The sequence below is a fragment of the Paraliobacillus ryukyuensis genome (assembly GCF_003315295.1).
GTDB classification, from domain to species: domain Bacteria; phylum Bacillota; class Bacilli; order Bacillales; family Amphibacillaceae; genus Paraliobacillus; species Paraliobacillus ryukyuensis.
Genome location: NZ_QNRI01000002.1, coordinates 537,032 through 562,032, shown reverse-complemented (window position 1 = coordinate 562,032; position 25,001 = coordinate 537,032). Strand labels below are relative to the sequence as shown.

The following is a 25,001-nucleotide window of genomic DNA, read 5'->3' as shown; positions in this document are numbered from 1 at the left end:
CTACGATTGTTTACCGGAAGACAATACCACCATCAGTAACAATCGTCTGTCCGGTGATATAATCTGCATCATCCGATGCTAAGAAGGAAACGAGATTAGCAACATCTTCTGGTTCTTGTGATCTGCCTAGTGAAATGCCATCAACGAATTCTTTGTATTTATCTCCTGGTTGTAAATCATCATAGTATTTCACCATTTCTTCATCAATACGATCCCACATTGCCGTTCCAGCTACACCAGGACAATAAGCATTAACACGAATATTGTTGCTAGCTAACTCTTTCGCTGCTACGTGGGTAAATGATTTAACCGCATGTTTGGTCGCAGAATAGGTGCCTAACATTTCAAAGGATTCATGTCCTGCAATACTGCACGCATTAATCACTTTTCCTTTCGTTCCTTGTTCGATAAATTGATTCGCTGCTGCTTGTGTACCAAAAACGACTCCGTGTACATTGACAGAGAATGCTTTATTTAATTGATCTGCATCAATTTCCATGAAAGGACTAACGACATCAATCCCAGCATTATTAACAAACACATCAAGCTGACCAAACTCTTTTACAGCTTGCTTGACAAGATTGAATTGATCCTCTCGTTTCGAAACATCGCCCTTAACCGCGATCGCTTTCAGTCCTTCGTTTTTGAATTCTTCTAAGGTAGCATTCACTGCTTCTTGATTAATATCATTTAACACAACATTAAAACCATCTTTCCCTAAGCGATGGGCAATCCCTTTTCCTAGTCCATTACCTGAACCTGTAACAACTGCTACTTTTGCCATGTTTATCTCTCCCTTTCCTTTATAATGGATTAATTTTTCTCATCATTGTTTTCCCGTTTTCAGTAAAAAAAAACGATTTTTTTCTAGATATCAGCAAAATTCATCAATTTCTCTAATAAAAATTATGGACTTTTGAAGGATAAACAGGTAAATAGAAAAATGGTATACTAGCAATGATTATTTTAAAAAGGAAGGATAGAAGTTATGGAAGAACAAAGTTATCATATTGAACAACAGCAAACAAGTAAAAAGGCAACAACCTCATTGGTTTTAGGGATTTTGGCATGTGTTATTCCGCTTGTCGGATTTATATTAGGAATTATTGCTGTTGTCTTTTCCAAAAAAGCAAACAATGAAATTACTAATCAAAAATTAGATGGACATGGGTTAGCAGTTGCTGGAATGGTCACTGGTATTGTAGGAATTGTGTTAAATGCACTTTATTTTATCTTTTTGATTATCGCAATAGTTACTGCTATTCTAGCACCAGCCCCTACTTACCCTGCATACTACTAAGTTATACCGATCCACCAGCTTTAAACTGGTGGATTACTTTTTTTCTATGATATTAGTATGCAGAACAATAATTTAATAAAGAAATACTTCAATTACTTGCTAAATTATTGTAAAATCAAATCAGCTGCCATTAGATATGTTATACTGTGTACTTTTTAAATAAAGGAGGTTAAACAAGAATGGAAGAACAAAATTATTATGCAACACCCCCACAAACGAGCGGGAAAGCAATAGCCTCTATGGTTTTAGGGATTTTATCTATCATCATCCCTTATCTTGGCTTTATTTTAGGAATTATCGCAATTGTATTCGCTAAAAAAGGAATGAATGAGACCGCAGAACAAAAGCAAGGTGGCCGTGGAATGGCAATTGCTGGTTTGACTACTGGGATTATTGGTACTGTGCTTTATGGTATTTTAGATGTATTTCTTATAATAGTAATATTTTTTACCGTTAGTACTCCCCCTACCATTTAATCATCTGCTACGCTCAAGCAAGAACAAAATTAAGAAAGGTTGTTGTGTATTAGATGGAAGAACAAAATTATTATGCAACACCCCCACAAGCGAGTGGGAAAGCAATCGCTGCGATGGTTTTGGGAATCTTATCAATCATTTTTATCTTTTTCCCGTTCCTAGGTTTCACTTTGGGGACCATTGGCATTATATTAGCAACTAAAGCATTTAAACAGATTAAGGACCAGAAATTAGGCGGACGTGGGTTGGCTATCGCTGGACTAATCACAGGTATCATTGGTACTTTCTTTACTGGCATTTTAACTGTAGTTATGATCCTTCCTATTTTCATTTTCAATAGTTAACAAACAAAAAGCTCCAACTACAAGTTTATTGTAGTAGAGCTTTTTGTTCTAACGTTGCAACTATACGCTATACCAAAGAAGGTTTAGCGCCGTTAGTCACACGCTCCAACGTTTGGAAGAATAACTCTTTTGTAAAATCGGGAAATAATTCATCCACAAAACATAACTCAGTGGTAGAAGCTTGCCACATCAAAAAGTTACTGATACGTTTCTCCCCACCAGTTCGTATCAATATATCAGGATCTGGTAGATTCTTGGTATACAAATAGTTGGCGAATAATTGTTCATCTAATTGTTCGATTGAAATTTTCTTTTCTTTGACATCTGCTATAATATGCGCCATCGCATGCACAATTTCACTTCGACTACTATAGTTCAGGGCAAAATTAACGATCAGACCCGTATTATTGGCTGTTTGCTTACTTGCTTTTATCACAACTTTTCTCGTTTCTTCGGGTAGATTATCGATATCACCAGAAATCACAATCTTGATATTTCGTTTCATAAACGCTGGCAGCTTTTGTTTAAAAAATTTAATCGGTAACTTCATTAAATAGTTTACTTCCTCTTTCGGACGCTTCCAATTCTCTGTTGAGAACGCATAAAGGGTTAAAATTTTAACTCCAATTTCTGCACTTGCGTCAATCAGCTCTTCCATCGTTTGCGAACCTGCGTAGTGCCCCTCACTACGGCTCCGACCGTGAAGTTTTCCCCATCTTCCATTCCCATCCATAATAATCGCAACATGTGTTGGAATTGTATTCATACGGCTCACTCACTTTCTTAGTCTAATTCTAATTCCTTCAGTCTATTGATCACCTGTTGTTTCTTAAAGTTAAATGATTGCCACGTCTCCAAATCAAGCTGCTCAATCGATTCTTTTCGATCCTTTAATACACTTTGTAATTCTGGATAATCTGGAGCAGTTTCATACAAGGTAATTAATCCATCAATTCCTGAATAAGATAATGCATTTAAATAATGAATGTCGATTTTCTCTGTTTGTTGATAACGTTCCAAATTATTTTCCACAATTATTTGCTCTGGATTGATGGCATTTAGAGCTGCATAGAAAATTAAACCAGCGATAAAATAGAAATGCACAACAGAAATACCATCTAACCACACACGTATTAACGTATAAGCAAAAATAACAATCAAGAACAGCATGAATGCATGGGCAAGAATACGATCCATGGTAAATCCATACGCATTTTCATACATACTTAACCTGATATATGCTGATATTAGCATCACACCACTTGCCATAATTAATAATGAATACATACTTTTCATAAAGTAACCACTGAACTGTTTTTTGATAGGAACAAATTTCAAACAGATTAACAACATCGACCAGTTAATGACCGTTACGACAACCAATTCAAAAAATCCCCTTCGCGCATACTCCGCATAAGTAAAATCTGCTTGAATTGCCTGCCCAAAGAAATACTTAAATTGAATAACGACAAATAAGACATAGATGCTGTTAAGCAACACGATAATAGTTCCAGCAATAACGCCATCCCAGCTAGCCTGTTGCTTCGTTTGCATGGTTTTACCCAGTGGAAGCACATAGCGCTTGCGCAACGTTTTGAAAGCGGAGAAGAATAAAATAGTGAGCAGAATAACAGCAACTGTTCGGAATAATCCTTCTAATACATTCAACCCGATGATAAATGAGGGAACTTCCATAACAATCGATTCAAAGTTAGCATCAGCGGACACCAAGAGAGAAAGAATCACTCCCAGTAATGGCACGCCTAATAATAGCCCTATCACAACTCGTTTTACAAGCTGGGTTGTTGCTTGATTCATTTGCCGAAATATCGTTCGCTTCAAAACAAATTTGATCCATCTTTTTCCATAGTTGAATGTCTGGGTAAACTTTTGCAGGACCTGATTCGCAAAAATAGCCGATAACCAATCAATATGATTCGGTGTCGTAATTAACACAATATGAAGAAACACCAATACTGGTATCACCAGACTATTTAATTGATAAAAAAGCGCATTATCATAAAACAAATACGAGGCAGCCAACACCCAGATCAACACCATAACTAGCAAGCCAATACGACGATGCGAAAAATGTACCCCCTGTTGTAAAAACAGCACCGCATAAAATGCTGCGATAAATAACACATAGGACACACCGATCACACCATGAAAGAAACTAAGTTCAGCTAGGAGACCAAGCCCTAAACATAAGATTAGAAACAAGTAACTTTTTTTCCGTTGGTTCATTTATTTCACCACCATTTCGTTATTCTATATACATAGTTTTTCTAGGTATATAAGTAAAAAAATACATTCTCAAGAGGACAAGATGTTAAATCGAGGTTTTTCTTCCCCAGCGATACCCCATCCAGCTAATCGGATACAAAAAGATAGTTAAGAAGATACAGACAACTATAAAAGAACCATTCAAAAGCGGCTGAAACCATTCATGCGGAATCCATTTAAATATGATTAAATACATTAAGATTAGGTTTGGGATAATCGCATATGTAAACGTTCTTCGAAGTATTTTCAATCCACCGCTACCAAATTGCTTGCCAATTTCATAACCAAGCAAACCCCAGAAGCCGATATACACAATGATAATAATCGAAGGCAGAGCAGTGAGCCACTTCCACACAACTTCCATCCACTCAAACTGATAGACATTATAAACAATCGTAAGCGTGATGCCAACAAGAAAAAGAAGAATATTTAAAACAACAAACAACAACTGCATCTTTTTGGGTGTCACTGTCGCCGCTTCTTTCCATATCGCAGCAATAGCTTCGGGCGTACCTAATTTCTGGACAATTTCTTGATAGTCCAACTCTCTCCCCTCTTCTTGTTGCATCTCATAAATATGGGAACGATATTCAGCGATAATTTGCTGCTTTTCCGCATGTTTTCCAAGTGCTTGATCAAGCGCCTGGAAAAAGCGTTGATCGCCTGTGGTCACGATTCACTTCTCCCAATTAAGTTGTTCATCACCTGAACATAACGATGCCATTCTTTCGTTTTGGTCTCCAATATATTCTTGCCTTCTGCCGTAATACAGTAATATTTTCGTGCTGGACCCTTTTCTTGATTTTTCCAATAAAAAGTAATGTACTCTTGTTTCTCTAACTTATGAAGTGCAGGATATAAAGTTCCTTCCTTTAGCTGCAGATGCGAATCACTACGGCGATCCATTTCCTTCACAAGTTCATAGCCATACATATCTCGCTCAAGTAATAACTGAAGCACAAGAAGCGATGTACTTCCTTTAACTAATTCACGATCAAACATATTATCACCTACCTAGATTTATTAGGTACTTATACTATATAGAATTTCGAGGTATATGTAAAGGGGATTCGGAAGAATTTATTTTAAAGAGTATATTAAGAAATTTAACAGCAATAGATGACTTATGATGGGCACCACAAAAATCTCTAATTATATAATTCATCTACGTAAATATACTCTTTAAATCTAGTTAATGGTCATACCTACCCTAAATTTATTTACAAGTAACAGACTTGAAATACATTTATCACTTGTAAAATGAAATATATAGAAATAATAAAAGCTTAAATTAAATCTATATGTTAAAGTGAGTAACTTTATTTTATAAAATATAAATTTATATACAAAAGTGGAAAAAATTTAAACATTTGGTAGAGTAATTTGCTATAATGATAGTGAGTTAAATTTTTACAAGGGAGAGATTATAATGAAAAAGTATTTTGTTTCACTGATTGTAGTTCTTGCACTTTCGCTATTAAGTTCTTTAAGTTCTGTTCATGCAAATGAGACAGCAGAATACTCCAAAGTAAAAGTTGAAGATTCTTTAGAAAAAAATACTATGCAAGATTTTGAAGTGCCAACGGATCGTATTAAGATGTCTCAAGGTACTAATCAGCCAATTTTAAAGAATAAACTTGGCATTAAACAACATAGAATGATAACTTCTAGCGTTACCTCACAAGCGACAAATGATTCTCCTAACACCCCAGCTATTATTGAAATAGGACAGGTATATACTGATAAGATAACGGAAGAGGGACAACAAAAATGGTATCGCTTTGAACATAATAACTCTGGTAAATTAACAGTGATTATGCAAACCGTTCAATCCGCTTCTGTTGATTATGATTTACATCTCTTTAAGTTAAATGAAGAAACCATGACTTTAGAAGAAGAGGTTATCTCAAGTTATGATTCTGAAAAAAATGAGCAATTGAGCAAAATCAGCGAAGGCGGTATCTATTATATTGCTGTTAATTCTGTGACTGGTTCAGAACCAAATCTTCCCTTTACCTTTTTAGTGCAACAATCTACTTCGTATGATCAAAAGGAGCCAGATGATAATATTTATCAAGCCCCAGCATATTTGAATCATATCTATCAAAGTCAAACAATAGATAACAGTTATGATCTAGACTGGTTCATCCTTCAAGTCGATCAAGAAAAGACACTTACTGTGAATTTGGACAACCCTTCATCTGCAGACTATCAGCTTGATATATTTGATCTTGAATTAAATGGTCTTGCTGGTCTTGAAGATAATGAAAAATATTCAATTAGTTTTCCTCCAGGAACATATTTATTAAGAGTTCAATCGACATCTCTGGATTACGATGCTAATCAATCCTATACGTTAGACATTAAGGAGCAGGCTGGAGAAGCTACCTCTGCTGAGATTTTAAACATTAATACAGATGGCAATGTAGAGGGATATATGAACTATGGATATGGGTATAAATGGCGAATTGATGGTTTTATGGAAGTCGAAGGTAAAGCTGTTGACGAAAATGGCACACCCGTACCAAACACAAATATTGAGGTTCGTATTATTACTGTACTTAATAATCGTGCCTACATTGAACCTGGTCTGACGGACAGGAATGGTAACTTTAAAATTAAAATTCCTAAAATTCAAGAGGCTGTAGGGAATTACAGTTACACAACATATTCAAGTTATCACTATTTCGATATTATACCGTTCGACATCATGTCTAATGGTAAGGTTTTAGATTCCAAAGAAAATTCACTTTACCATTTTGCCTATTCTACGTATAGGCCTCATTAATAGTAATAAATAGAAAAGTTCTTTACAATAGCGAAAGTAAAGAATGAATGTCATAAAGAAAATAAATTTATTAAGCCATGATCCGATCAGTTAATCTCTGGTGGAACATGGTTTTTTCTATTTCTAACATCGCTGTAATCACAGTTTATAAAATGGTATTAAAAAAACGTTAACTACAGAAAAAATGTAATTAACGCTTTCTAATTATTTCTTTTTATCAAGATAAGAACCATCAAAATGAGCAAGGGATTGATATGGATTAATATATTTTTGGTTTGAACTTTTTTGTTTTTTAACATTCTTCATATCGGATTTCAAATTGTTAAATAACAAGGTAAGGCGTTGCTGAATTTTTTGTTCTAATGGTATTAATTCAGCTCCAACTCTTTTCTCTTCATCAGTGTATGGTGGCTTTATTTGAGATAATAGTATTTCTCTTTTTTCCAGCGACTCCGTTACTTTTTGAATTGTTTGCTCGCGTTCCGTTAAGTTTTTACTAACACTTTTATCTAATAGAAAAAACAAATTTTTAGTCAGATCATACAATTGATTCATTCTTTCAGTCATTAGACACGAGCTCCATCACCATATTTTTGCTGACGAGTTTGTTTTAACACTTCTTTCCAAGTATCACGAAATTCTTGGACTAAACTATAAGCTTCCTTTAATTTTTCTGCATCATTTTTAATATTTGCTTCTATTAATGCTTGATTAATATAATCATATAAAGGTAACATTTGTTTACCAATTTCTGTTTGCTGATCTAAAGTTATCATTAACTCGTTAATAATATTTTGAGCCTTTTGGATATTTACATTTTTCCATTCAAAATTAGATTCATCTAATCCCTTTTTTGCTTGTTTTAAAAATTTTAAACATCCATTGTATAGCATAAGTGTCAATTCACCTGGAGAGGCTGTATTTACTGAATTATTTTTGTAAGCCTCATATGGTTGATAGGTCATCACTTAAGTAACACTCCTTTTTTCTTACATACCACCAAACTGTTGAGACAGGTACGCAGATTGTTGATTCATACGTTGTATCGCTTTCTCCATAGCCGTAAATTGTTTCCAATAACGATTTTCTGTATTACTAAGTTTGTCTTCAAAAGCATCTATTCTCTCTTGCATGTCGGCTAATTGTTTACCTAATGTGTACTGCTCTGCTGTCCAAGTCTTTTTCCCTGCTCGATTGTTAATCGTTTCCATGGTATTATCAACTGTTGTTTTTAAACGGTTGACAAGACCTTGATTGTTTTCATCTTTATTATAGAATAATTTATAAACTGCATCTGAATCTTCTTGTAGTGCCGAACGTAGTTTTTCTTCATCAATTACTAGCTTTCCATTATCGGCATACGAAGTAGAAGTTGTGATGCCAATTGCACTTAAATGATTGATGTCAGCATTTCCTGTATCAACAGTTTGATACCAGTCTTGACGCATGTCTGTTAATGCAGAGCTAAGCATTGAATCACTTCTAAGCATCCCGCTTTTTGCTTTTTCTTCCCAAAGCTCGATTTCACTTTCAGACATATCTTCTTTCTGCTGTGAAGTTAACGGTTTATAATCTCTATTTCGTTTTTCAGATACCTTGCCATTCACACTTTCAATTAATTCATTATATTTATTGACAAATTTAGTGATAGAATCTACCGCACTATCGATATCATTCGTTACTGAAATTCTTGCTTCACCACTTGTTACATCATTAAACGTTAAATTCAATCCGTTAACACTCGTCGTATTTGTTTTTGAAGTTAATTCAATACCACCATTGTACATGAATTTAGCGTCTTGTCCACCTGCTTCTTTTGTTGGATCCATATTTAATACATTAGTAAAGAAACCACTGCTATCTGCACTAAAATCAATTTCATTCCCACCAGTATTATACTCACCTGAATATTTTGTTTCCATCACAACTTTGTCAGTGGCAACGTCGTAAAAGGCATTAACGCCAGTTCCGTCAGACATCTTAGTTAAGACATCATTAAGGGAGTCCGTTGAAGAAATTTCAATTGTATGTTCTTCACCTGCTGGATCGTTTTTATATGTTTTAAACGTGAATGAATCTGGAACACTGCCACCTAATTGACCTTTAAGAGGTGCCAACGGATCAATTTTTGTTCCACCTGAGATACCAGTTTGACTAACATTTATAGCATTTTTCGCCAGCTGTGTTACTTCAATACTATATGAACCTGGTGAAACATTAGAAGAAGATGTTGCAGTGATTGCATCTGCTTGTGTTGATGTAGCAGTTTTCACCTTGTACGTACTCGCTCTATTCATTTTAGTGAACATATTTTCAAACTCAGAAAACTTCGTATTCACTTCACGATATGCATCACGCGTCCACTCCGTCCAAATTTGGTCTTGCTCCATCTTTTGAAGTGGCATACGCTCTGCTTTCATTAAATCTGCAACAATACTATCAATATCCATTCCTGATGCAAGTCCACCAATTCGCATAGAGTTACTATTAATTCCGTCTACCATTTAAATACACCATCCTTTAGATTTTTTCATCAACAATGAATCCCATGAACTCAGCCATAGCCGCATAAACATCCAATAGTTTTTTGGGAGGAATTTCTTTTATTAGTTCATCCGTATCAGAGTCAACAACTGTTACATAGTACTTATCAAGTTTATCATGTACTTTAAACTTAATAGAGGTATGCGTTGGCTCCAAAAATTCATTTAACGCTTCGACCATTCCTTCGACTTGTTTTTTATCTCTAAATTTAATATCATTACTTTGAATGATCGATGTGGTTGTTTCTTCCTCACTATTTTTAAAATTAACGTTTGATCTTTCGCTTGCAGATGTCGATAACTCGTTGTATTGTGTCTGTTGCAAAAGCTGGGATCCTGAAAGTATTTTCCCCACACCCATGACTTAAGACAACTCCCTTTGATTTTGTTACTATTTATATCGACTATAACTGGCTTTTGTTAAATTTTTATCTATTGATTTTTATAAAATGCTACTATAGACTCATTGTTGTGTTTATAACTTTATGTAAATAACAAGTATGAAGGAAAAAAGCATTACCACCAACATGTGATAATGCTTTACTTTCACTTAATAGAAGTTATGCTTTAACGTCGATAGAACCACCTAAATGTGGTTGCACAGATTGTTCCATCATTTTAATTAGTCCTTCACTAGCTACTTCTGATTGTTCCATTGCTTTATTGGTTACACTTAAGGAAACTTGTTGCTGTAAGCTAGCTTGACTCATTGCAGTGGATAAAGCTGCGATATCCATATTATCCCTCCTTTTAAGTTTAAATGTTTTTGCACATCCCATTATGTGTAATTATATTAGCTAAGTTATTTAAATTATAAATTAAATGAACAATGATCTGAATTACCAAGCACTCAATCCACCATCAACGATTAAATTTTGTCCGGTAACATACGATGAAGCATTGGAGGCTAAGTAAACAATAGCACCTACCATATCCTCAGCCTTTGCCATTCTACCTAGCGGTACACGGTTACTGTAATTTTTAATGAACTGTTCATTTTGTCCACTTTCAACCCCACCGGGAGTAATTGAATTTACACGAATTCCCTTATCAGCCCAATAAGTTGCTAAATATTTAGTTAACCCAATCACTCCTGCTTTTGCAGTAGAATAAATTGCTGGCGTATTAATTTGTCTTCCTAAATAATTCGAACCTTCGTAAATTCGATTATCAGGAGCCATAATTCCATAAATAGATGAAGTTTGTATTATTGATCCTCCCGTTGATTGTTGGGACATAACGTTGCCAACCTCTCGCGCTACTAAGAACATACTAGTAATATCGGTATTCATTATTTCATTCCACTGATCTAATGAATATTTTTCAAACTTTTCAAAAAAAGCATTTAAATCATTCGATTTTCCAGCAGCATTGTTATGTAGTATGTCAATTTTTTTAAATTTTTTTACTATTATATTTACCATGCTTTTTATTGAGTCTTCATCTGTAATATCTACTTTAATTGGATGTAAAGTAGTTTCATTCAACTGCTCATTTATTTTATTTGCTAAATCGGTTGCTCTTTTCAAATCTATATCTGCAACTATTACTGTTGCACCATTATAAGCTAATCCTTCTACCACAGCACTGCCTATAATACCTGCTCCTCCAGTTACAAGAGCAACTTCGCCTTTTAAACTGAATAAGTTTTTTAAATCCAAGTTTATCACTCCAAATTAATACAGTAACTTACAAAATTTCACTATATTCATTGATATATACTTCTCGATTTTCTACGCGGGATTTCTCACCTGCCATTAATATAATATTAGACAATACTATTTCTGACGAAGAAAAGTACATTTTATTATCTTGAACTAGTTCATTAAACCTCCACAGCATTCTTCTGAACATAGTAAAATTATCCTCAATTTCCACAGATTTATTCCATTTTTCAGTTAATACTTGAATACTAAAAGTCTTTGATGCATTTTTTCCCAAGACATTAATAGTCCATATTAAGTCATTCTGAAAACGTACTATATACATGTCGTGTTTGCCTTTTTTGAACTCTACGGAATATGGTGGGATTTTACAAAAACTAAGTATGGCATCAATCATATGTATTCCATATTTGTTCCAATCATTGAGTACAGATGTTTGAATTGTAATAATTTCGTTTAAATTATTAGTATCCGCTCTTAGACCATCTAGTTCTCTTGCATATCTCATACTAGAAGTTGAGAATAACAAATTATTTGTAAGATAAGGTCTAAAGAACTTAAGTTCGTCTAAACGCAATGTCAGTGGTTTATCAATAAAGACTTTTATCCCCTTTTCTAAGAATGGGGTAGCAATTGAAAGGTGGCTTTCGTAATCATCTCGTGCAATTATTACTGCATCCACTTTATCTAACATTTCCTCAAAATGATCCACAACATGATTAATATTACAAGATTTTGCAATTTGCTCACTTATTAGTTTATCTTGAGTCCACACGTGAGAGACCTTGCAATTTCTCAAACCAAATTCCGATATATCTCTAATTTTTAAATAATCATAAATAACAGACCATCCTGAATTTATTAATTCATCTTTGTTGTACCCATTAATAATAGAACTAAACGAATAGGGATGGCCATTTTCGTTTGAATAGCCTATTATACCAAAGTTTTTCACCAAATTCCCCATCCCCCATCAACACATATATTTTGTCCTGTCATATATGATGATGCATTAGTGCATAACAAAGCGACGACTCCTTTTAATTCATCAGGATAACCAATTCTATTCAATGGATTTTTGGAACCCAACCTTTCCATGAATTCATGATCTTGTTGTGTTTCTTTATGTGGAAATGCTCCAGGACTTATACAGTTAACACGAATTCCTTCCGGTGCTAAAAAACTAGCCAAATACTTTGTAAATTGAATCACACCAGCTTTTGCTGCACCATAACTAGGTGGATTAACGTAGTTATCATTATTATATAGTCTATAGTCAGGTGCTATATGCCCATACATAGAGGAGACATTTAATATTACTCCCTTATTCTTTTTTAAAAGCGGCTTTGCATGTTTAATCATTTTAAAAACTGAATTAAGACTCAAATTAATATCGTATTCCCAATCGTCATTACTTATTGATTCAAAGGAGTTTTTTTTACCTGACCAAGCATTATTTATTAAAATATCTAAACTATTGATATTATGAAATAAATTTTTAATCGAAGTATCATCTAATAAATCTAATTGAAGTGAATGTACTTCTATATCAGGAAATTTAATCTTAAGCTTTTCCCTTGCAGTCTCTACTTTATCTAGATTTCGACTTGCAATAATAATATTAGAGCCAAGTTCAGCTAAAACTTCACACATAGCCATACCTAAGTATCCAGCTCCTCCTGTTACTAAGGCAGTTTTACCATTTAGGTTTTGTAATTCATTTAATGAGTGACTCATGTTTATTCTCCTTTTATTTGAAATTTTTCCTCTACACCATTCTCTTCTAAGATAATTCTTGCCAATTTTAAATCATATTTATCGTCGACATCTATACTTCTATCTTTGGGCATTATAATAGCCCCACCTTCACCACCAAAAATTTCCATTTCGCTTTTTCTTATAAAGTCTATAGTAGTAGTATAAACTGCACCGTTTAACATGTATGCTTTAGGTAACTTTTGTCTGGGTAGCCAAGGATTTGCTTTGTCTATAAATGAGTTAGCAGTGGTTTGTTTTATTTCCCAAGCTCTCCAAGGGTTAAGACTTGCTTCAGTAAAAGTTGCTACTGAATCGTATTTGTATTCGTCTATTAATTCAATACAATTCTTTATATCATCTACATTACGCAATGGTGAAGTAGGTTCTAATAAGACAAAATAGTCAAACTCCTCTCCATTTTTTTGTAAAGTGTCTATAACATAATCAATAGTATCTTTTATCAATGAATCATCTCTGGAGAGTTCAGGCGGTCGATTTTGAATAAATACCCCTTTTTGACTAGCGACTTTACCAATTTCAGCATTATCGGTTGATACAACAATTTTGTCTATATAGCTTGTTTGTAACGCAGAATCTATGGTCCATTGTATAAGTGGTTTTCCACCAAAATCAATAATATTTTTTAGAGGTAATGATTTACTCCCCCCTCTGGCAGGGATAAGTGCTAGAACCTTTTTATTATTTATCAATTAGATCTCTCTCCTCAATTTAGCTGCAGTAAACTAACTTGGAATTTTTATAATTGCGTTGAGTTTTTAATAATAAAGTGTTAAAAATATAGTTAAGTTAAATAGATTTTGCCTTTTAAATGATCAAACACATATGTTAAATAAAATTATCGAAATAATCACTATTTGCTCTTTTTAAATCATCGTGTCTCCCAATATCTAACCAGTACTCTCTAAGTGGAAAAGCTGAAGTTTTCATATTATGCTTTATCAAATCTTGAAAGAGTGTAGGCATGTCATAAAACTCATTATATGGAATAAGATCTACTACTTTTGGATTTAACACGTATATTCCTGCATTGACAAATTCTTTATGTGTTGGCTTTTCTTGAATTTCGATTAGACGATCATCACTTGTCTTTATCACCCCAAACGGAATTTGAAATTCATATTCTCTTACACACATTGTAGCTGTAGCATCGTGTTCTTGATGAAATTTTAATAACTGTGCAAAGTTGACCGTTGTTAATAAATCGCCATTCATAACAAAAAAAGGTTCATTTATCTGTTCTTTAAGTAAAGATATTGCCCCTGCAGTACCTAAACGCCTTGTTTCGTCTAAATACTTAATATTAACACCTAGTTGCTTCCCATCTTGAAAGTACTCTTGAATAGCTTCGCTCTTATAATTGACAGATAGATAAATATCCGTAAACCCATATTTCTTAAAACCATCAATTATTGTATGCAAAATTGGTTTGTCTCCTACTTTAAGTAATGGTTTGGGAATCTCGTTGGTTAGAGGTCTTAACCTTGTTCCAAGGCCTCCTGCCATTAGTAATACTTTATTTGGTTTTTCAATGGCTCGATCTATTTCATCCCAAAAAAGTATATCAATCAATTCTCTTTTTGCATTAACCACTGGTAATTGTCTTACTTTATTTCTAATCAAAATATCTCTTTTGTTACTAATTTCCTCATCATCACTTACGTAAATAGGATTTTTGTTCATTATTTTTTGAACTTCATCCTCAATTCCAATCCCTTTTAATAAACCTCTCCTAACATCACCGTCTGTAACAGTTCCACATAAGACGCCCTTTTCTATAACTGCTGCAAATTGTGTTGCTTCTTTATCAATGACCTTCATGGTTTCCATTATTGAGCTTGACTTGTCAACTACTATATCTAACCAATTATTCATTGTCTCACTTCCTTTACTGGTATACCGTAGTAGTTTTTTCCATCTAAAGTGTTTTTATTTACAAAGGAATTTGCTCCAATGGTGTTTAGATTTCCTATCGTAATATTCTGTTTTACTGTGGAATTCGCACCAATAAAAGTCTGACAACCGACATTTACACCACCACATAAAACTGCTCCTGGAGCGACGTGACAATGGTTACTAATATGACATTCATGTTCTACAATTGTGCCCGTATTAATGATAGAGTTTTCACCAACAAAACTGAAAGGTTGTACAATTGCTCCAGCCATTATTTGAACTCCAACAGACAAATCAGCAAAGTCTGATACTTTAGCTGAAGGGTGAATGAGCGATAGAAAGTTATAGTCTTTCTCACTAAATTCGATATATTTTTTTGTTCTTAATACTAAATCCGAAGCTGAACCTATAGCGTTGACCAAGTAAATTTCTTGTGGTGAATAATTAATAATAACATCATCATTACCTAAATATTTGAATTGATAAACATTATCTTCATTGCGAGGGTTTGTAAAACCAAGTACATGATAATCATTTAAAATCAACAATTCTCCAATCGCCGTAGCATGACCACCATTCCCTAAAATAATTACTGGTTTTTGTTTCAAATCAAGTCATCCTTTTGGTAATCTTTTTGAGCCTGTGTTCCAATGTAATCCCAATAAAATTCAGGTGATATCCCGTCCCCTGGTCGCTTAACAACTAGATTTCCCTCTGTAAACAACTCACCTTTACTTATATTTCTATTTGCAATTAAACTTTTTCTAACCAAATTAATATTGTCTTTTTCACTAACAGTTAGTTTTTTCCCGAAGTTACCCTGTGCTTTTTCAACTTTACGTATTGCTTCAATCATTTCTTTTAATTGGATTGGTTCCAAAGAAGCCTTATGATCTGGACCTGGCATCGTTTTGTCTAATGTGAAGTGTTTTTCGATGACACAAGCCCCCATTGCTACGGCTGTAGCTGGTATTAACGTACTATCTGTGTGATCCGAGAAACCTACTGGTAAAGCTAATTCCTGTTGTAAAAATTTAATAGACTGTAAATTAACTTCTTCCAAGGGGGTTGGATAAGAAGTAGTACACTGCAATACTGTTACGTGTTGTTTTAATTTTTCTTTTGCGACACTTAATTGATAGAATTCCAACACATCACTTTTATTATTTATCTCTTTTCCAGCAAGGCCATAAGCTATGAACGCTAATGCCTTATGTATTTCATCAATTGTTGACATCCCAGTTGAAATAATTATTTGATCACTTTTTTTTGCTACTTCATATAAGTATGGATAATTATTTAAGTCACCAGAAGAGATCTTAATGGTGCTTAACTCTAGTTTATCTACTAAGAAATCCAAACTATCTCTATCAAATGGAGTTGATAAAAAATCTATTCCTTTCGTCTCACTAAAAGCATTCAATTCCATAAATTCATTGTCCGTTAATTCTAGTTGCTGCAGCATTTCTAATTGGGATTTTTTTTGACCAGTATTTTTCTGTTGGTATTTTGTTTGTTTAGCATTTACCGTTACCAGTGTTGATGCATGGAAAGTTTGAAATTTGATTGCGTCAGCTCCGCAATTAGATGCTGTTTCAATAAGTTTTTTTGCAATTTGTATATCTCCATTATGATTCACTCCAGCCTCTGCTATGATATACGTTTTTTCCATTTTAAACATCCTCACGTTTCAATAGTTACATCATAAAACTTTTTATTACTTTCTACTTTATCGATTTTTTTTAATTCATGGTATATCTTGGTTGACGCATTTCCACTTCCAAACAAAGAGTTTGTTTTTATTAATTTCTTTTGAAACTCTATTGTTATAGCTTTGCTTATTGCGTGAATGATATCATTTTTTTCACATTTACAATCTATAATAGATTTTGCTTTTTGTCTCCCTGTTTGTCTATCGCCAATATTGACAGTAGGCTTTTTAAAATAAGGAACTTCTATGATACCACTAGAAGAATTTCCAATTACTACATCTATTTTGGATAAAGTACTTAAATATTTTAATTGCCCTAGATTATCAAATATTTTCACTCTATCAACATTTTGTCTAGCGAACTCTAAGAATTTTTGATTAATAATTCTTCCACCGGCATCAGCATTAGCTTTAGTTATTATAGTCGTAGCGTATGGAAAGGCTTTTAGTGCTTCAATTAATTCATCAATCTGTTTTTCCGGGTTAATCGCATTATTAGTTTCTGGATGATAAGTAACCAGAAAAGATAGTGAATTAATTTTTAATTCCAGTTCCTTTTCTAGTTGTTGCTTTGATAATAAATTTACTTTTTTTATTTGATCAATACCAAGTGCTCCAACTAAAGTTACATTTTCTGGCATCTCTCCTAGTTGAATAACTCTTCTGCGATATTCTTCCGTCGCCACAAAATGATAATGTGCCATTTTTGTTATAGCATGTCTAATAGGATCATCAATCGCACCTTCTGTTATTTCTCCCCCATGTATATGAGCAATTGGAATACGTGCTACCATCGCAGCTTGTGCAGCAGCAAATATTTCATACCGATCACCTAAAACAACCAAAATATCTGGGTCTAAACGGTTTAAAGCATCCGCAAAACCTATCACACCTAATCCTATTGACTTACTAACCCCGACTGGTGTATCACTGGATAGAACCATTTCAACTTTTTCGTTTATCAAAAAGCCATCTTCTTCAATTTGTCTAAATGTAAGACCAAATTCAGGAGAAAGGTGCATCCCAGTTGCAATTAACTGCAATTCAATGTCATCATCCTCCTGTAACTCTTTTAACAACCAATAAAGTAGTCCATATTCCGCTCTTGTTCCAGTTACTACACATATTTTTTGTTTCATGTCTATTTACTCCCAAACATTACTAGGTAGATTTATTATTCTTTCATTAAGATCCTTAGATACACTTAAGTCCATTCTCGGACAGTTTTGATACATTACCAATTCATTAAGTGGCTTCCAAATTGGTCTTACTAGTATCTTTTCTTTATGCAATCTTTGAATAATTTCATTTCTTAAATTAATATCCGGATCATCCAATAAAATGGCATTTAACCAATAATTTGAATGGTTATGCTCTTTCTCAGTAAAAAATTCTATTCCTTCTATCGACTTAATAACTTTATTATATTGATACGCTAAGTTTCTTTTTTTTTCTAAAAACAGTGGTATTTGCTCTAATTGTGCACACCCCAATGCAGCATTTATATTCGGCATTCGATAATTAAATCCAATTTCATCATGAATATATTCCCACTGATGTGGTACCTTTGCCACAGTAGATAAATGTTTTGCTCTATCTGCTAATGTTTCATCATTCGTTAATACTGCGCCACCACCACCAGTAGTTATCACTTTGTTACCGTTAAAACTTAGGGCGGCGGTGTCCCCAAAAGAACCTACATGTTTTCCTTTGTAAAATGAACCTAGTCCTTCAGCAGCATCTTCTACTACTTTCAAGTCAAACTGTTTCGCTAATTCTAATAGTTCATCCATGTCAACCGGATGACCAAAGGTATGCATTGGTACAATAGTACTAATTCGATTGTTTGTATGTTTATTATAAAGCTGACCTTGTTTAACAAAAGTATTCGTTTCTAAATAAGCAAACAGCTTCTTAACATTTATCCCTAAAGTTTTTTGATCGCAATCTACAAAATGCGGTGTTGCTTGGCAATAAGTTACAGCATTCGCGGTGGCGACAAATGATAAAGAAGGAATTAAGACCTCATCCCCCGGCTGTACTCCAGTAACGATCAACGATAAATGAAGGGCAGCAGTACCATTTGTTACTGCTATAGCTCTTTTCACACCAGTATAAGCTGCTAATTCCTTCTCAAATTGATCAACATATTTTCCCACGGACGAAACCCACGTCGAATCAATGCAATCTTTCATATACTTCCATTCATTTCCTTGAAATTTAGGTGTGTGTAATGGATAAACTTCTTGATCTGTTGGCATAACACTTTTTATAGCATTGGTAATCTGATCTATCAATTGTTTGTTCATATATTATACCGACTTACTTTATATCTCTTTAAGTTATTTTTATTGGTAAACCATTCAGCCGTCTCAGCTAATCCTTTTTTAAATCCATCTATCCCACTAAATTCAGGATGCCAATTGAGTAATTTTTTCGCCTTTTCATTGTCTGCCCACAGTCTTTCTACTTCACTTTTCTCTGGTCGAATACGCTGATCATCTGTTTCAATAGTTACATTACTTCCCATAACTTTAGCAATTAGCTCAACCGTCTCTCCAATTGAAACCTCGTAGTTACTGCCGATGTTAATTACCTCACCAATTGCTTTATCACTTTCAAGTATAGATATAAAACCAGCTACCGTATCTTTGACATAATTGAAATCTCTGGTAGGATGGATGGCGCCTAATTTAATGGTTTCCTTACCACTAGCTATTTGTGTAATTATTGTTGGAATAACCGCTCTTGCAGATTGCCTTGGTCCATAAGTATTAAACGGGCGAATAATTGCAACTGGTGTATTAAATGATGAATAAAATGACATTGCCAGTTGATCTGCTCCAATTTTTGAAGCCGAATAAGGTGATTGACCTTGCAATGGATGACTCTCATCAATCGGGACATACCTGGCAGTACCATATACTTCACTTGTTGATGTATGAACAACTTTTTTAACGTTAAGTTCCTTGGCAGCTTGCAAGACATTTAAAGTACCTTTAACATTCGTGTCAATATACGTATCTGGTGAATGATAAGAATAAGGAATAGCTATTAGCGATGCTAAATGAAGGACGCCTTCGCAATCGTTCATCGCTGTTTTCACTCCATATGGATCTCGAATGTCTCCACTAAAAATTTCTACATGATCTAATAGTTCTTTAGGAGATTGATCCAACCACCCCCAAGTATTAAACGAATTATATTGTACAAAGGCTTTTACCTGATATCCCTGCTTTACTAACGCCTCTGTTAAATGCGAACCGATAAAACCATCAGCACCTGTTATCAATACCTTTTTCAAATTAATCACCATCCTTATTTAATGCTTCGATTAGTTCTTCTACGTATGGTTCTGTAAATGTTAGGTGATTTTCTATTTCAGTTAGATATTCTCCAAAATAGGTATCTATCTTTTCGACTTTATTCTTAATGTCTGTTTCAGCTTTTATTTTTTTAGATTGTTTCGCCAACTGTTCCGTTTGAAATCTAATCATAGGTCTAATTATAGTTGTATAATAGTTATTAACCCTTATTTTTTTAAATATTTTATCAAATTGAACTAATTTTTTTTCTATTGTTTGGAGTTGAATGGTTTCTTTACACGTGTTAATTAAACCCTGAACATCTCTTAATAATAATTTTAATTGATCTTTTGCCTTATATAAATTTAATGTCTTTTTATAAACTTCTTCTTTACTATAGTTATTATTCTGAGAGAGCCATTCTACTTCTATCGAATCTTTTTTTAAACAATCATGTATTACCTGTTCTAACGGTATAAACGGTGCACCATCTATTCTAGCACCACCTTTTGAGGTGTTATAAACTGTTACATTATTTGCAATAGCAATATAATGCTCAAAATGTTCTTTCATACGATTAAATCCATCATCAGTGAAAACTTCTTCTCCTTCCACATTCTCAATTTTAAGTAATTTTTTATTAATTGTTTCAGGTGCGTAACTTATTCCACTAGCGTACATTTTTTCTTTCTCATAGGCCAAATTCTGACCAACTAGGACAATTCTTTTAAACCCTAATTTAACTAGTAATTGAAAAGTAACAACTGCAATTGATGGTGCATCTACAACCAAATCTAAATCTTTACTCTCGCTTAATAGAATTGGGGCTACCGAGTCTTGGCTAGTGATCATATGAAGCATATTGCCAGGGTAGTTTTCCAACGTTTCATAACCCACTGTACTACCAAAAATTAAAGGAATGTCACTTATTCCTTTTTCTTTTATTTTCTCAAAAACAATTTTATTTTTTTCTGTGGGATCATAGGTACATGCTGCATCTGGATAAATACTATGTTCAATTAATGAATTAATTGCGGAACCAACTGAAAAGATGTACGCTTGTTTATTTTCTTTAATAAATCTTAGGTGTTCATACTCAGAATCTAAACTAGGTCCTGCAGATACTAGGATTGCGGTCTTCCCCTTAAAAAAATCTTTATCTATATCATTTAAAATGTTTGGTGTTTGCATTATTTTGGGTATATTTTTAATGGCATTAATCGTCCATCTTTTTTGGAAGGATAAATTAGTTGCCAAACGATGCTTTTCATTTTTTAATGATTTGGCGAGCGTTTCATATAAATGAAATAATTCATTACTATAATGCGTTTGGTAAAATGGATGTGCGTAAATTTGAATTTTAAGAGAGTAAACTGTTTTTAATTTATTTATTTCTTGTTCAAGATTATCTCTATGCATAAAGGATAATATATTTACACCAATCTGTTCCTCTAATGAAACAGTATCTAACATAGCAGCTAAAATATTCATATCTGGTTCATAAACAGTAAAAGAAACGTTAGGGTATTTATTTGTTAATGCTTTAAGATGATAGCCTAACCCAAAACCAAAGACAAGAATATGATCCTTCTCCTCGTCTAATTTGAAATCCTCTGTTATTCGAGTAGCTTCTGAATTGGGATCATATTTACTATGAATATAATTGTATTGAGAACCTACTTTTATTTTCATTGTAGGTATTCCTTTTTTTGAATTCTCCACAATAATTTTTTCTTTATTTACAGAGATGCTATTGCATTTCTCTAACAATTGCCTGTCGTTTCTTCGAAGATAATCTCTGTTTTCAATTCGCATTCTTTCGTTCTCCTTCCAAATCAATTGATTTGGTCAGTGCTTGTTTTAATGCTTCCAATCCAGGTACTATTTCATAATTTAGTATATCTGCAATCAATGTACTATCTTTTGCTTTGATACCGTCTTCTAACTGCGGAAGCTCATTTCGTATGGTAGTAATTGCAACTACGTATTCTTCCCAATTACTTGGTTTATGGTCTAGCTTATCAATCGAGTCAACTAATTGATTCACCCAATTCAAGGCTATTAGAATCTGCTCCATATTCGTCCATGCCATTTCCGTGCTACCTTGATAGAATAAATCAAAAGTCTTTCTAATTTCTGGTAAAGCTCTCTTCAAATAGGATTCTCCAGTATGATAGAGATCATTCAACAATTCATTTAAGGTTACAAATACTACCTCAAGGACTTCTAAGTTACTCAATCGTTCAATGATAACCTCTTCAAAATCTTCATAAATTTCTTCACCATCGAATTCCATGTGACTGAATTTTTTTTCTGTTTCATCTAAATGATTCTTTATGTGCATGAATATTTCACTAACAGATGTTAGTTGATTTTGCAGGTTTATTACCTTTTCATCGAGAATTAGCTTCATAATTAATTACCCCATTTTTATTTTCATCTTTCTTCTATTATATCGACAAATTTGTTGATAATTCAATGCTATTCAATTAGCAAAAACTTATGTAATTAATTTTTGAGTACTATATACTAGTTAGAATGATCCATGTTTAATTGATATAGGTATATTAACTAGTAATCGAAAAACAAAAAAGGCCATCTATAAATAGATGACCTTTTACTGTTATCAATTATTGTAATAATTGAAGTACACCTTGTGGTTGTTGGTTAGCTTGTGCCAACATAGATTGAGAAGCTTGTGTAAGAATATTATTCTTAGTGAAAGCCATCATTTCTTTCGCCATGTCTACGTCACGGATACGAGATTCCGCAGCTGTTAGGTTTTCTTGTGAAGCACCTAAGTTGTTAATAGTGTGCTCTAGACGATTTTGAGTTGCACCTAATTTAGAACGTTCAGCTGAAACTGAAGCAATTGCATCATCTACAAGTCCAAGAGCAGTATCAAATGCTGCACCTGAGTCACCAGCAAAGCTAGTTACATCAATAGCAGAGCCACCACTTGCATTTCCAACTGTTAATGCTTCAGCACTCATATCTTCGATGTTAATTGTTAATTGTTCACCTTGATTAGCACCGATTTGGAATGTTAATGAACCACTACCACCACTTGTAGCATATGTTCCATCCAATAATGTTTTACCGTTAAATGCTGTACGATCAGAAATACCATCGATTTCTTTTGTTAATTCATTAATTTCATCTTGAATTGCTTGTAAATCTTCACTCTCTTGAGTACCTTCGTTTCCAGCTTGTACAGTCAATTCACGCATACGTTGTAGGATTGCATGAGTTTCAGTTAAAGCACCTTCAGCTGTTTGAATTAAAGAAATACCATCTTGAGAGTTTTTAGAAGCCATTTCAAGACCACGGATTTGACCACGCATTTTTTCAGAGATTGCAAGACCTGCTGCGTCATCTCCTGCTTTGTTAATACGAAGACCTGAAGATAATTTTTCTAATGAACCTTGTACTGCACTGTTGTTACCTGTTAGTTGGCGGTGTGTGTTTAACGCCGCAATATTGTGATTAATTCTCACTTGTAATTCCTCCTTGAGTGTTTAATTATATTCCACATCCTTGTGGGTTAACCGAGTGAACTAAAGCGGCCGCTTTTTAGTTCAACCAGCTGTACATTAATAATATCGGTATAGTATTTAAAATGTTTAAGTATTTTTTAATCTTTTTTTAAAATTTTTAATAGATCATTTGAAACAGATGCTGCACGACTATTTTCTTCTTGAATAGCAAGGTAGATCTCTTTTCGATGAATTTCTATATGTTTAGGTGCCGAAATACCTAATTTGATTTGATCGCCATCGATATCAACAACTTTTATCTCAATATCTTCACCGATTTGAATCGTTTCATTTAACTTCCTTGTTAACACAAGCATTACTCTTCACTCCTTTGCTTCAAAGGCTGAAGTGGTGCTTTGATAAAATGATTCTTATCGTTTGTTACATATTGTTTTGCACAAAGATTTACTTGATTTATTACAAGAGGTGCTTGTAAATTAAGCGTGCTTTTTTCAAAAGGATCTTCTACTGAAACAATCGCCAATACTTTAACCTGCTCTGGTGATGTTATTTCCAAATTTTCTACTGTTTGATCATCTAAATCAAAAGCATAATCACTATAGACATGGTACGGATCAATTACTATAAAACCAAGATCTTTTGTTTTGATTGATTGCAACACTTGAAATAAGCTGTTTTCTTGTAAATCAAGTAAGATAAATTTATCCTCATCAGAAAATCCTGGAATCCCCTTAAAAAAATTGATAACTTCATCATTGGTTATCTCTATCTCTCCATGATATTTCGTTTGTATCTTCATAAACATTACCTCCCTTTAGATAAACATTTCATAGTTTATACCGTGAAATTTAAGGTTTTCAAAATCAATCTGTAAATCTGCCTCTTGCCGGATTCCAGTCTCTACTGCACCACGTTGATATTGGAAAACAGGTTTATTAGGTGTATGATTTATGATTGGTTGGTTAACTTGTACACTTATATCTATCTCTGCAGGACGATAGTCTGTTGAGACGGAAAATACAGATGGGATCCATCCTATATTAAAACTTTTTTGTTTTCGATGCCCGTTTTCAATAGCTTGGTTTGGGATCGGTTTACTATTGTTCTCAATTTTCATCAATTGCTCCCCTTGACGTGTTCTACGAGCAATCCCTTGCATGACCTTTTGATAGCCTTCTCTTGCAGCCTCTTCTTGTGCAACAATGGCACTTTTTAGCCCCATGTCATTCCATGCCTGCGTCTGATCTATCGTTAATTTAGATGGTGTCTTTTCGATTTGAACATCCGCTTTGGGTTGACTAATTTGTTGTGTTGCTTTTGGTTGTTGAATGCTTTGTTGGGCATTATTTGTCTGAATTGAGATAAGTGCTGGTTGTGAATTTATTCTTATTTGCGGTAAATCCATCAATCTAATC

30 protein-coding genes are annotated in these 25,001 nt (G+C 33.8%); 4 read left to right on the top strand and 26 right to left on the bottom strand.

What is annotated here, in order from left to right; genetic code table 11:
- Positions 1 to 10: 10 nt before the first annotated feature.
- Positions 11 to 784 (bottom strand): acetoin reductase, encoded by a 774-nt coding sequence (locus tag DES48_RS05920; RefSeq protein ID WP_079710790.1) that lies wholly within the window; start codon positions 782 to 784, stop codon positions 11 to 13.
- Positions 785 to 988: 204 nt separating this feature from the next.
- Here DES48_RS05920 and DES48_RS05915 point away from each other — a divergent pair, with 204 nt between their 5' ends.
- The 3 genes from DES48_RS05915 to DES48_RS05905 all read left to right on the top strand — a co-directional run bounded on the left by DES48_RS05915 (position 989) and on the right by DES48_RS05905 (position 2,120).
- Positions 989 to 1,300: a DUF4190 domain-containing protein gene (locus DES48_RS05915; protein WP_113867649.1), complete on the top strand. Its 312-nt coding sequence runs from the start codon at positions 989 to 991 to the stop codon at positions 1,298 to 1,300.
- Between the two features lie 179 nt (positions 1,301 to 1,479).
- The gene (locus DES48_RS05910; RefSeq protein ID WP_113867647.1) at positions 1,480 to 1,776 is read left to right on the top strand and encodes a DUF4190 domain-containing protein; all 297 of its coding nucleotides are present in this window, start codon (positions 1,480 to 1,482) and stop codon (positions 1,774 to 1,776) included.
- Positions 1,777 to 1,829: 53 nt separating this feature from the next.
- Positions 1,830 to 2,120, top strand: a complete 291-nt coding sequence (locus DES48_RS05905; protein WP_113867645.1) for a DUF4190 domain-containing protein — start codon at positions 1,830 to 1,832, stop codon at positions 2,118 to 2,120.
- Positions 2,121 to 2,187: 67 nt separating this feature from the next.
- Here DES48_RS05905 and DES48_RS05900 read toward each other — a convergent pair whose 3' ends face one another.
- The 4 genes from DES48_RS05900 to DES48_RS05885 all read right to left on the bottom strand — a co-directional run bounded on the left by DES48_RS05900 (position 2,188) and on the right by DES48_RS05885 (position 5,408).
- The gene (locus DES48_RS05900; protein ID WP_113867643.1) at positions 2,188 to 2,886 is read right to left on the bottom strand and encodes an undecaprenyl pyrophosphate synthase; all 699 of its coding nucleotides are present in this window, start codon (positions 2,884 to 2,886) and stop codon (positions 2,188 to 2,190) included.
- Positions 2,887 to 2,903: 17 nt separating this feature from the next.
- A complete protein-coding gene (locus DES48_RS05895) occupies positions 2,904 to 4,367 on the bottom strand; it encodes a DUF4153 domain-containing protein (protein WP_113867641.1) in 1,464 nt (487 codons plus the stop codon).
- 85 nt (positions 4,368 to 4,452) lie between these two features.
- Positions 4,453 to 5,079: an HAAS signaling domain-containing protein gene (locus DES48_RS05890; RefSeq protein WP_113867639.1), complete on the bottom strand. Its 627-nt coding sequence runs from the start codon at positions 5,077 to 5,079 to the stop codon at positions 4,453 to 4,455.
- Positions 5,076 to 5,408, bottom strand: a complete 333-nt coding sequence (locus DES48_RS05885) for a PadR family transcriptional regulator (RefSeq protein WP_113867637.1) — start codon at positions 5,406 to 5,408, stop codon at positions 5,076 to 5,078. Before DES48_RS05885 ends, DES48_RS05890 begins: the two co-directional genes overlap by 4 nt.
- Positions 5,409 to 5,835: 427 nt before the next feature.
- On the opposite strand from DES48_RS05885, the gene DES48_RS05880 reads away from it, so the two are divergent.
- Positions 5,836 to 7,194: a peptidase gene (locus DES48_RS05880; RefSeq protein WP_113867635.1), complete on the top strand. Its 1,359-nt coding sequence runs from the start codon at positions 5,836 to 5,838 to the stop codon at positions 7,192 to 7,194.
- Between the two features lie 204 nt (positions 7,195 to 7,398).
- Here the strand turns inward: DES48_RS05880 and fliT are convergent, their stop codons facing one another.
- The 21 genes from fliT to DES48_RS05775 form a co-directional block, all read right to left on the bottom strand.
- On the bottom strand, positions 7,399 to 7,761 hold the full coding sequence (fliT, locus tag DES48_RS05875) for a flagellar protein FliT (RefSeq protein WP_113867633.1): 363 nt from the start codon (positions 7,759 to 7,761) through the stop codon (positions 7,399 to 7,401).
- Entirely contained in the window at positions 7,761 to 8,159 is a 399-nt protein-coding gene (gene fliS / locus DES48_RS05870; RefSeq protein ID WP_079711014.1) for a flagellar export chaperone FliS, read from the bottom strand. The genes fliT and fliS overlap by 1 nt, the downstream gene beginning before the upstream one ends.
- 24 nt (positions 8,160 to 8,183) lie before the next feature.
- Entirely contained in the window at positions 8,184 to 9,698 is a 1,515-nt protein-coding gene (locus DES48_RS05865) for a flagellar hook-associated protein 2 (RefSeq protein WP_245911309.1), read from the bottom strand.
- A gap of 16 nt (positions 9,699 to 9,714) precedes the next feature.
- Positions 9,715 to 10,062: a flagellar protein FlaG gene (gene flaG, locus DES48_RS05860; protein ID WP_245911308.1), complete on the bottom strand. Its 348-nt coding sequence runs from the start codon at positions 10,060 to 10,062 to the stop codon at positions 9,715 to 9,717.
- Between the two features lie 235 nt (positions 10,063 to 10,297).
- Complete coding sequence (locus DES48_RS05855) at positions 10,298 to 10,474, bottom strand: YjfB family protein (protein WP_079710779.1); 177 nt, start codon at positions 10,472 to 10,474, stop codon at positions 10,298 to 10,300.
- A gap of 102 nt (positions 10,475 to 10,576) precedes the next feature.
- Positions 10,577 to 11,407, bottom strand: a complete 831-nt coding sequence (locus DES48_RS05850; RefSeq protein ID WP_245911307.1) for an SDR family oxidoreductase — start codon at positions 11,405 to 11,407, stop codon at positions 10,577 to 10,579.
- A gap of 19 nt (positions 11,408 to 11,426) precedes the next feature.
- Positions 11,427 to 12,356 (bottom strand): Gfo/Idh/MocA family oxidoreductase, encoded by a 930-nt coding sequence (locus DES48_RS05845; RefSeq protein WP_170126173.1) that lies wholly within the window; start codon positions 12,354 to 12,356, stop codon positions 11,427 to 11,429.
- A complete protein-coding gene (locus DES48_RS05840; RefSeq protein ID WP_113867627.1) occupies positions 12,353 to 13,138 on the bottom strand; it encodes an SDR family oxidoreductase in 786 nt (261 codons plus the stop codon). Before DES48_RS05840 ends, DES48_RS05845 begins: the two co-directional genes overlap by 4 nt.
- Positions 13,139 to 13,140: 2 nt before the next feature.
- The gene (locus DES48_RS05835) at positions 13,141 to 13,869 is read right to left on the bottom strand and encodes an acylneuraminate cytidylyltransferase family protein (protein WP_113867625.1); all 729 of its coding nucleotides are present in this window, start codon (positions 13,867 to 13,869) and stop codon (positions 13,141 to 13,143) included.
- A gap of 136 nt (positions 13,870 to 14,005) precedes the next feature.
- Positions 14,006 to 15,052 carry a nucleotidyltransferase family protein gene (locus tag DES48_RS05830; RefSeq protein ID WP_113867623.1) on the bottom strand — a complete coding sequence of 349 codons (1,047 nt, stop codon included), beginning with the start codon at positions 15,050 to 15,052 and terminating at the stop codon, positions 14,006 to 14,008.
- Entirely contained in the window at positions 15,049 to 15,681 is a 633-nt protein-coding gene (locus DES48_RS05825; protein WP_113867622.1) for an acetyltransferase, read from the bottom strand. The genes DES48_RS05830 and DES48_RS05825 overlap by 4 nt, the downstream gene beginning before the upstream one ends.
- Positions 15,678 to 16,745: an N-acetylneuraminate synthase gene (neuB, locus tag DES48_RS05820; RefSeq protein WP_113867620.1), complete on the bottom strand. Its 1,068-nt coding sequence runs from the start codon at positions 16,743 to 16,745 to the stop codon at positions 15,678 to 15,680. Before neuB ends, DES48_RS05825 begins: the two co-directional genes overlap by 4 nt.
- An 11-nt stretch (positions 16,746 to 16,756) precedes the next feature.
- The gene (gene neuC / locus DES48_RS05815; RefSeq protein WP_113867618.1) at positions 16,757 to 17,923 is read right to left on the bottom strand and encodes a UDP-N-acetylglucosamine 2-epimerase; all 1,167 of its coding nucleotides are present in this window, start codon (positions 17,921 to 17,923) and stop codon (positions 16,757 to 16,759) included.
- 6 nt (positions 17,924 to 17,929) lie between these two features.
- The gene (locus DES48_RS05810) at positions 17,930 to 19,093 is read right to left on the bottom strand and encodes a LegC family aminotransferase (RefSeq protein ID WP_113867616.1); all 1,164 of its coding nucleotides are present in this window, start codon (positions 19,091 to 19,093) and stop codon (positions 17,930 to 17,932) included.
- Entirely contained in the window at positions 19,090 to 20,100 is a 1,011-nt protein-coding gene (locus tag DES48_RS05805) for an NAD-dependent 4,6-dehydratase LegB (RefSeq protein WP_113867614.1), read from the bottom strand. Before DES48_RS05805 ends, DES48_RS05810 begins: the two co-directional genes overlap by 4 nt.
- Positions 20,090 to 21,904 carry a motility associated factor glycosyltransferase family protein gene (locus DES48_RS05800; RefSeq protein WP_113867612.1) on the bottom strand — a complete coding sequence of 605 codons (1,815 nt, stop codon included), beginning with the start codon at positions 21,902 to 21,904 and terminating at the stop codon, positions 20,090 to 20,092. The genes DES48_RS05805 and DES48_RS05800 overlap by 11 nt, the downstream gene beginning before the upstream one ends.
- Positions 21,894 to 22,502: a hypothetical protein gene (locus DES48_RS05795; RefSeq protein ID WP_113867610.1), complete on the bottom strand. Its 609-nt coding sequence runs from the start codon at positions 22,500 to 22,502 to the stop codon at positions 21,894 to 21,896. Before DES48_RS05795 ends, DES48_RS05800 begins: the two co-directional genes overlap by 11 nt.
- Before the next feature lie 217 nt (positions 22,503 to 22,719).
- A complete protein-coding gene (hag, locus tag DES48_RS05790) occupies positions 22,720 to 23,586 on the bottom strand; it encodes a flagellin Hag (protein WP_113867608.1) in 867 nt (288 codons plus the stop codon).
- A 137-nt stretch (positions 23,587 to 23,723) separates the two neighbouring features.
- Positions 23,724 to 23,942: a carbon storage regulator CsrA gene (gene csrA / locus DES48_RS05785; protein ID WP_079710766.1), complete on the bottom strand. Its 219-nt coding sequence runs from the start codon at positions 23,940 to 23,942 to the stop codon at positions 23,724 to 23,726.
- Positions 23,942 to 24,385, bottom strand: a complete 444-nt coding sequence (fliW, locus tag DES48_RS05780; protein ID WP_113867606.1) for a flagellar assembly protein FliW — start codon at positions 24,383 to 24,385, stop codon at positions 23,942 to 23,944. Before fliW ends, csrA begins: the two co-directional genes overlap by 1 nt.
- Positions 24,386 to 24,400: 15 nt before the next feature.
- Positions 24,401 to 24,991 (bottom strand): DUF6470 family protein, encoded by a 591-nt coding sequence (locus DES48_RS05775; RefSeq protein ID WP_113867604.1) that lies wholly within the window; start codon positions 24,989 to 24,991, stop codon positions 24,401 to 24,403.
- Positions 24,992 to 25,001 lie beyond the last annotated feature (10 nt).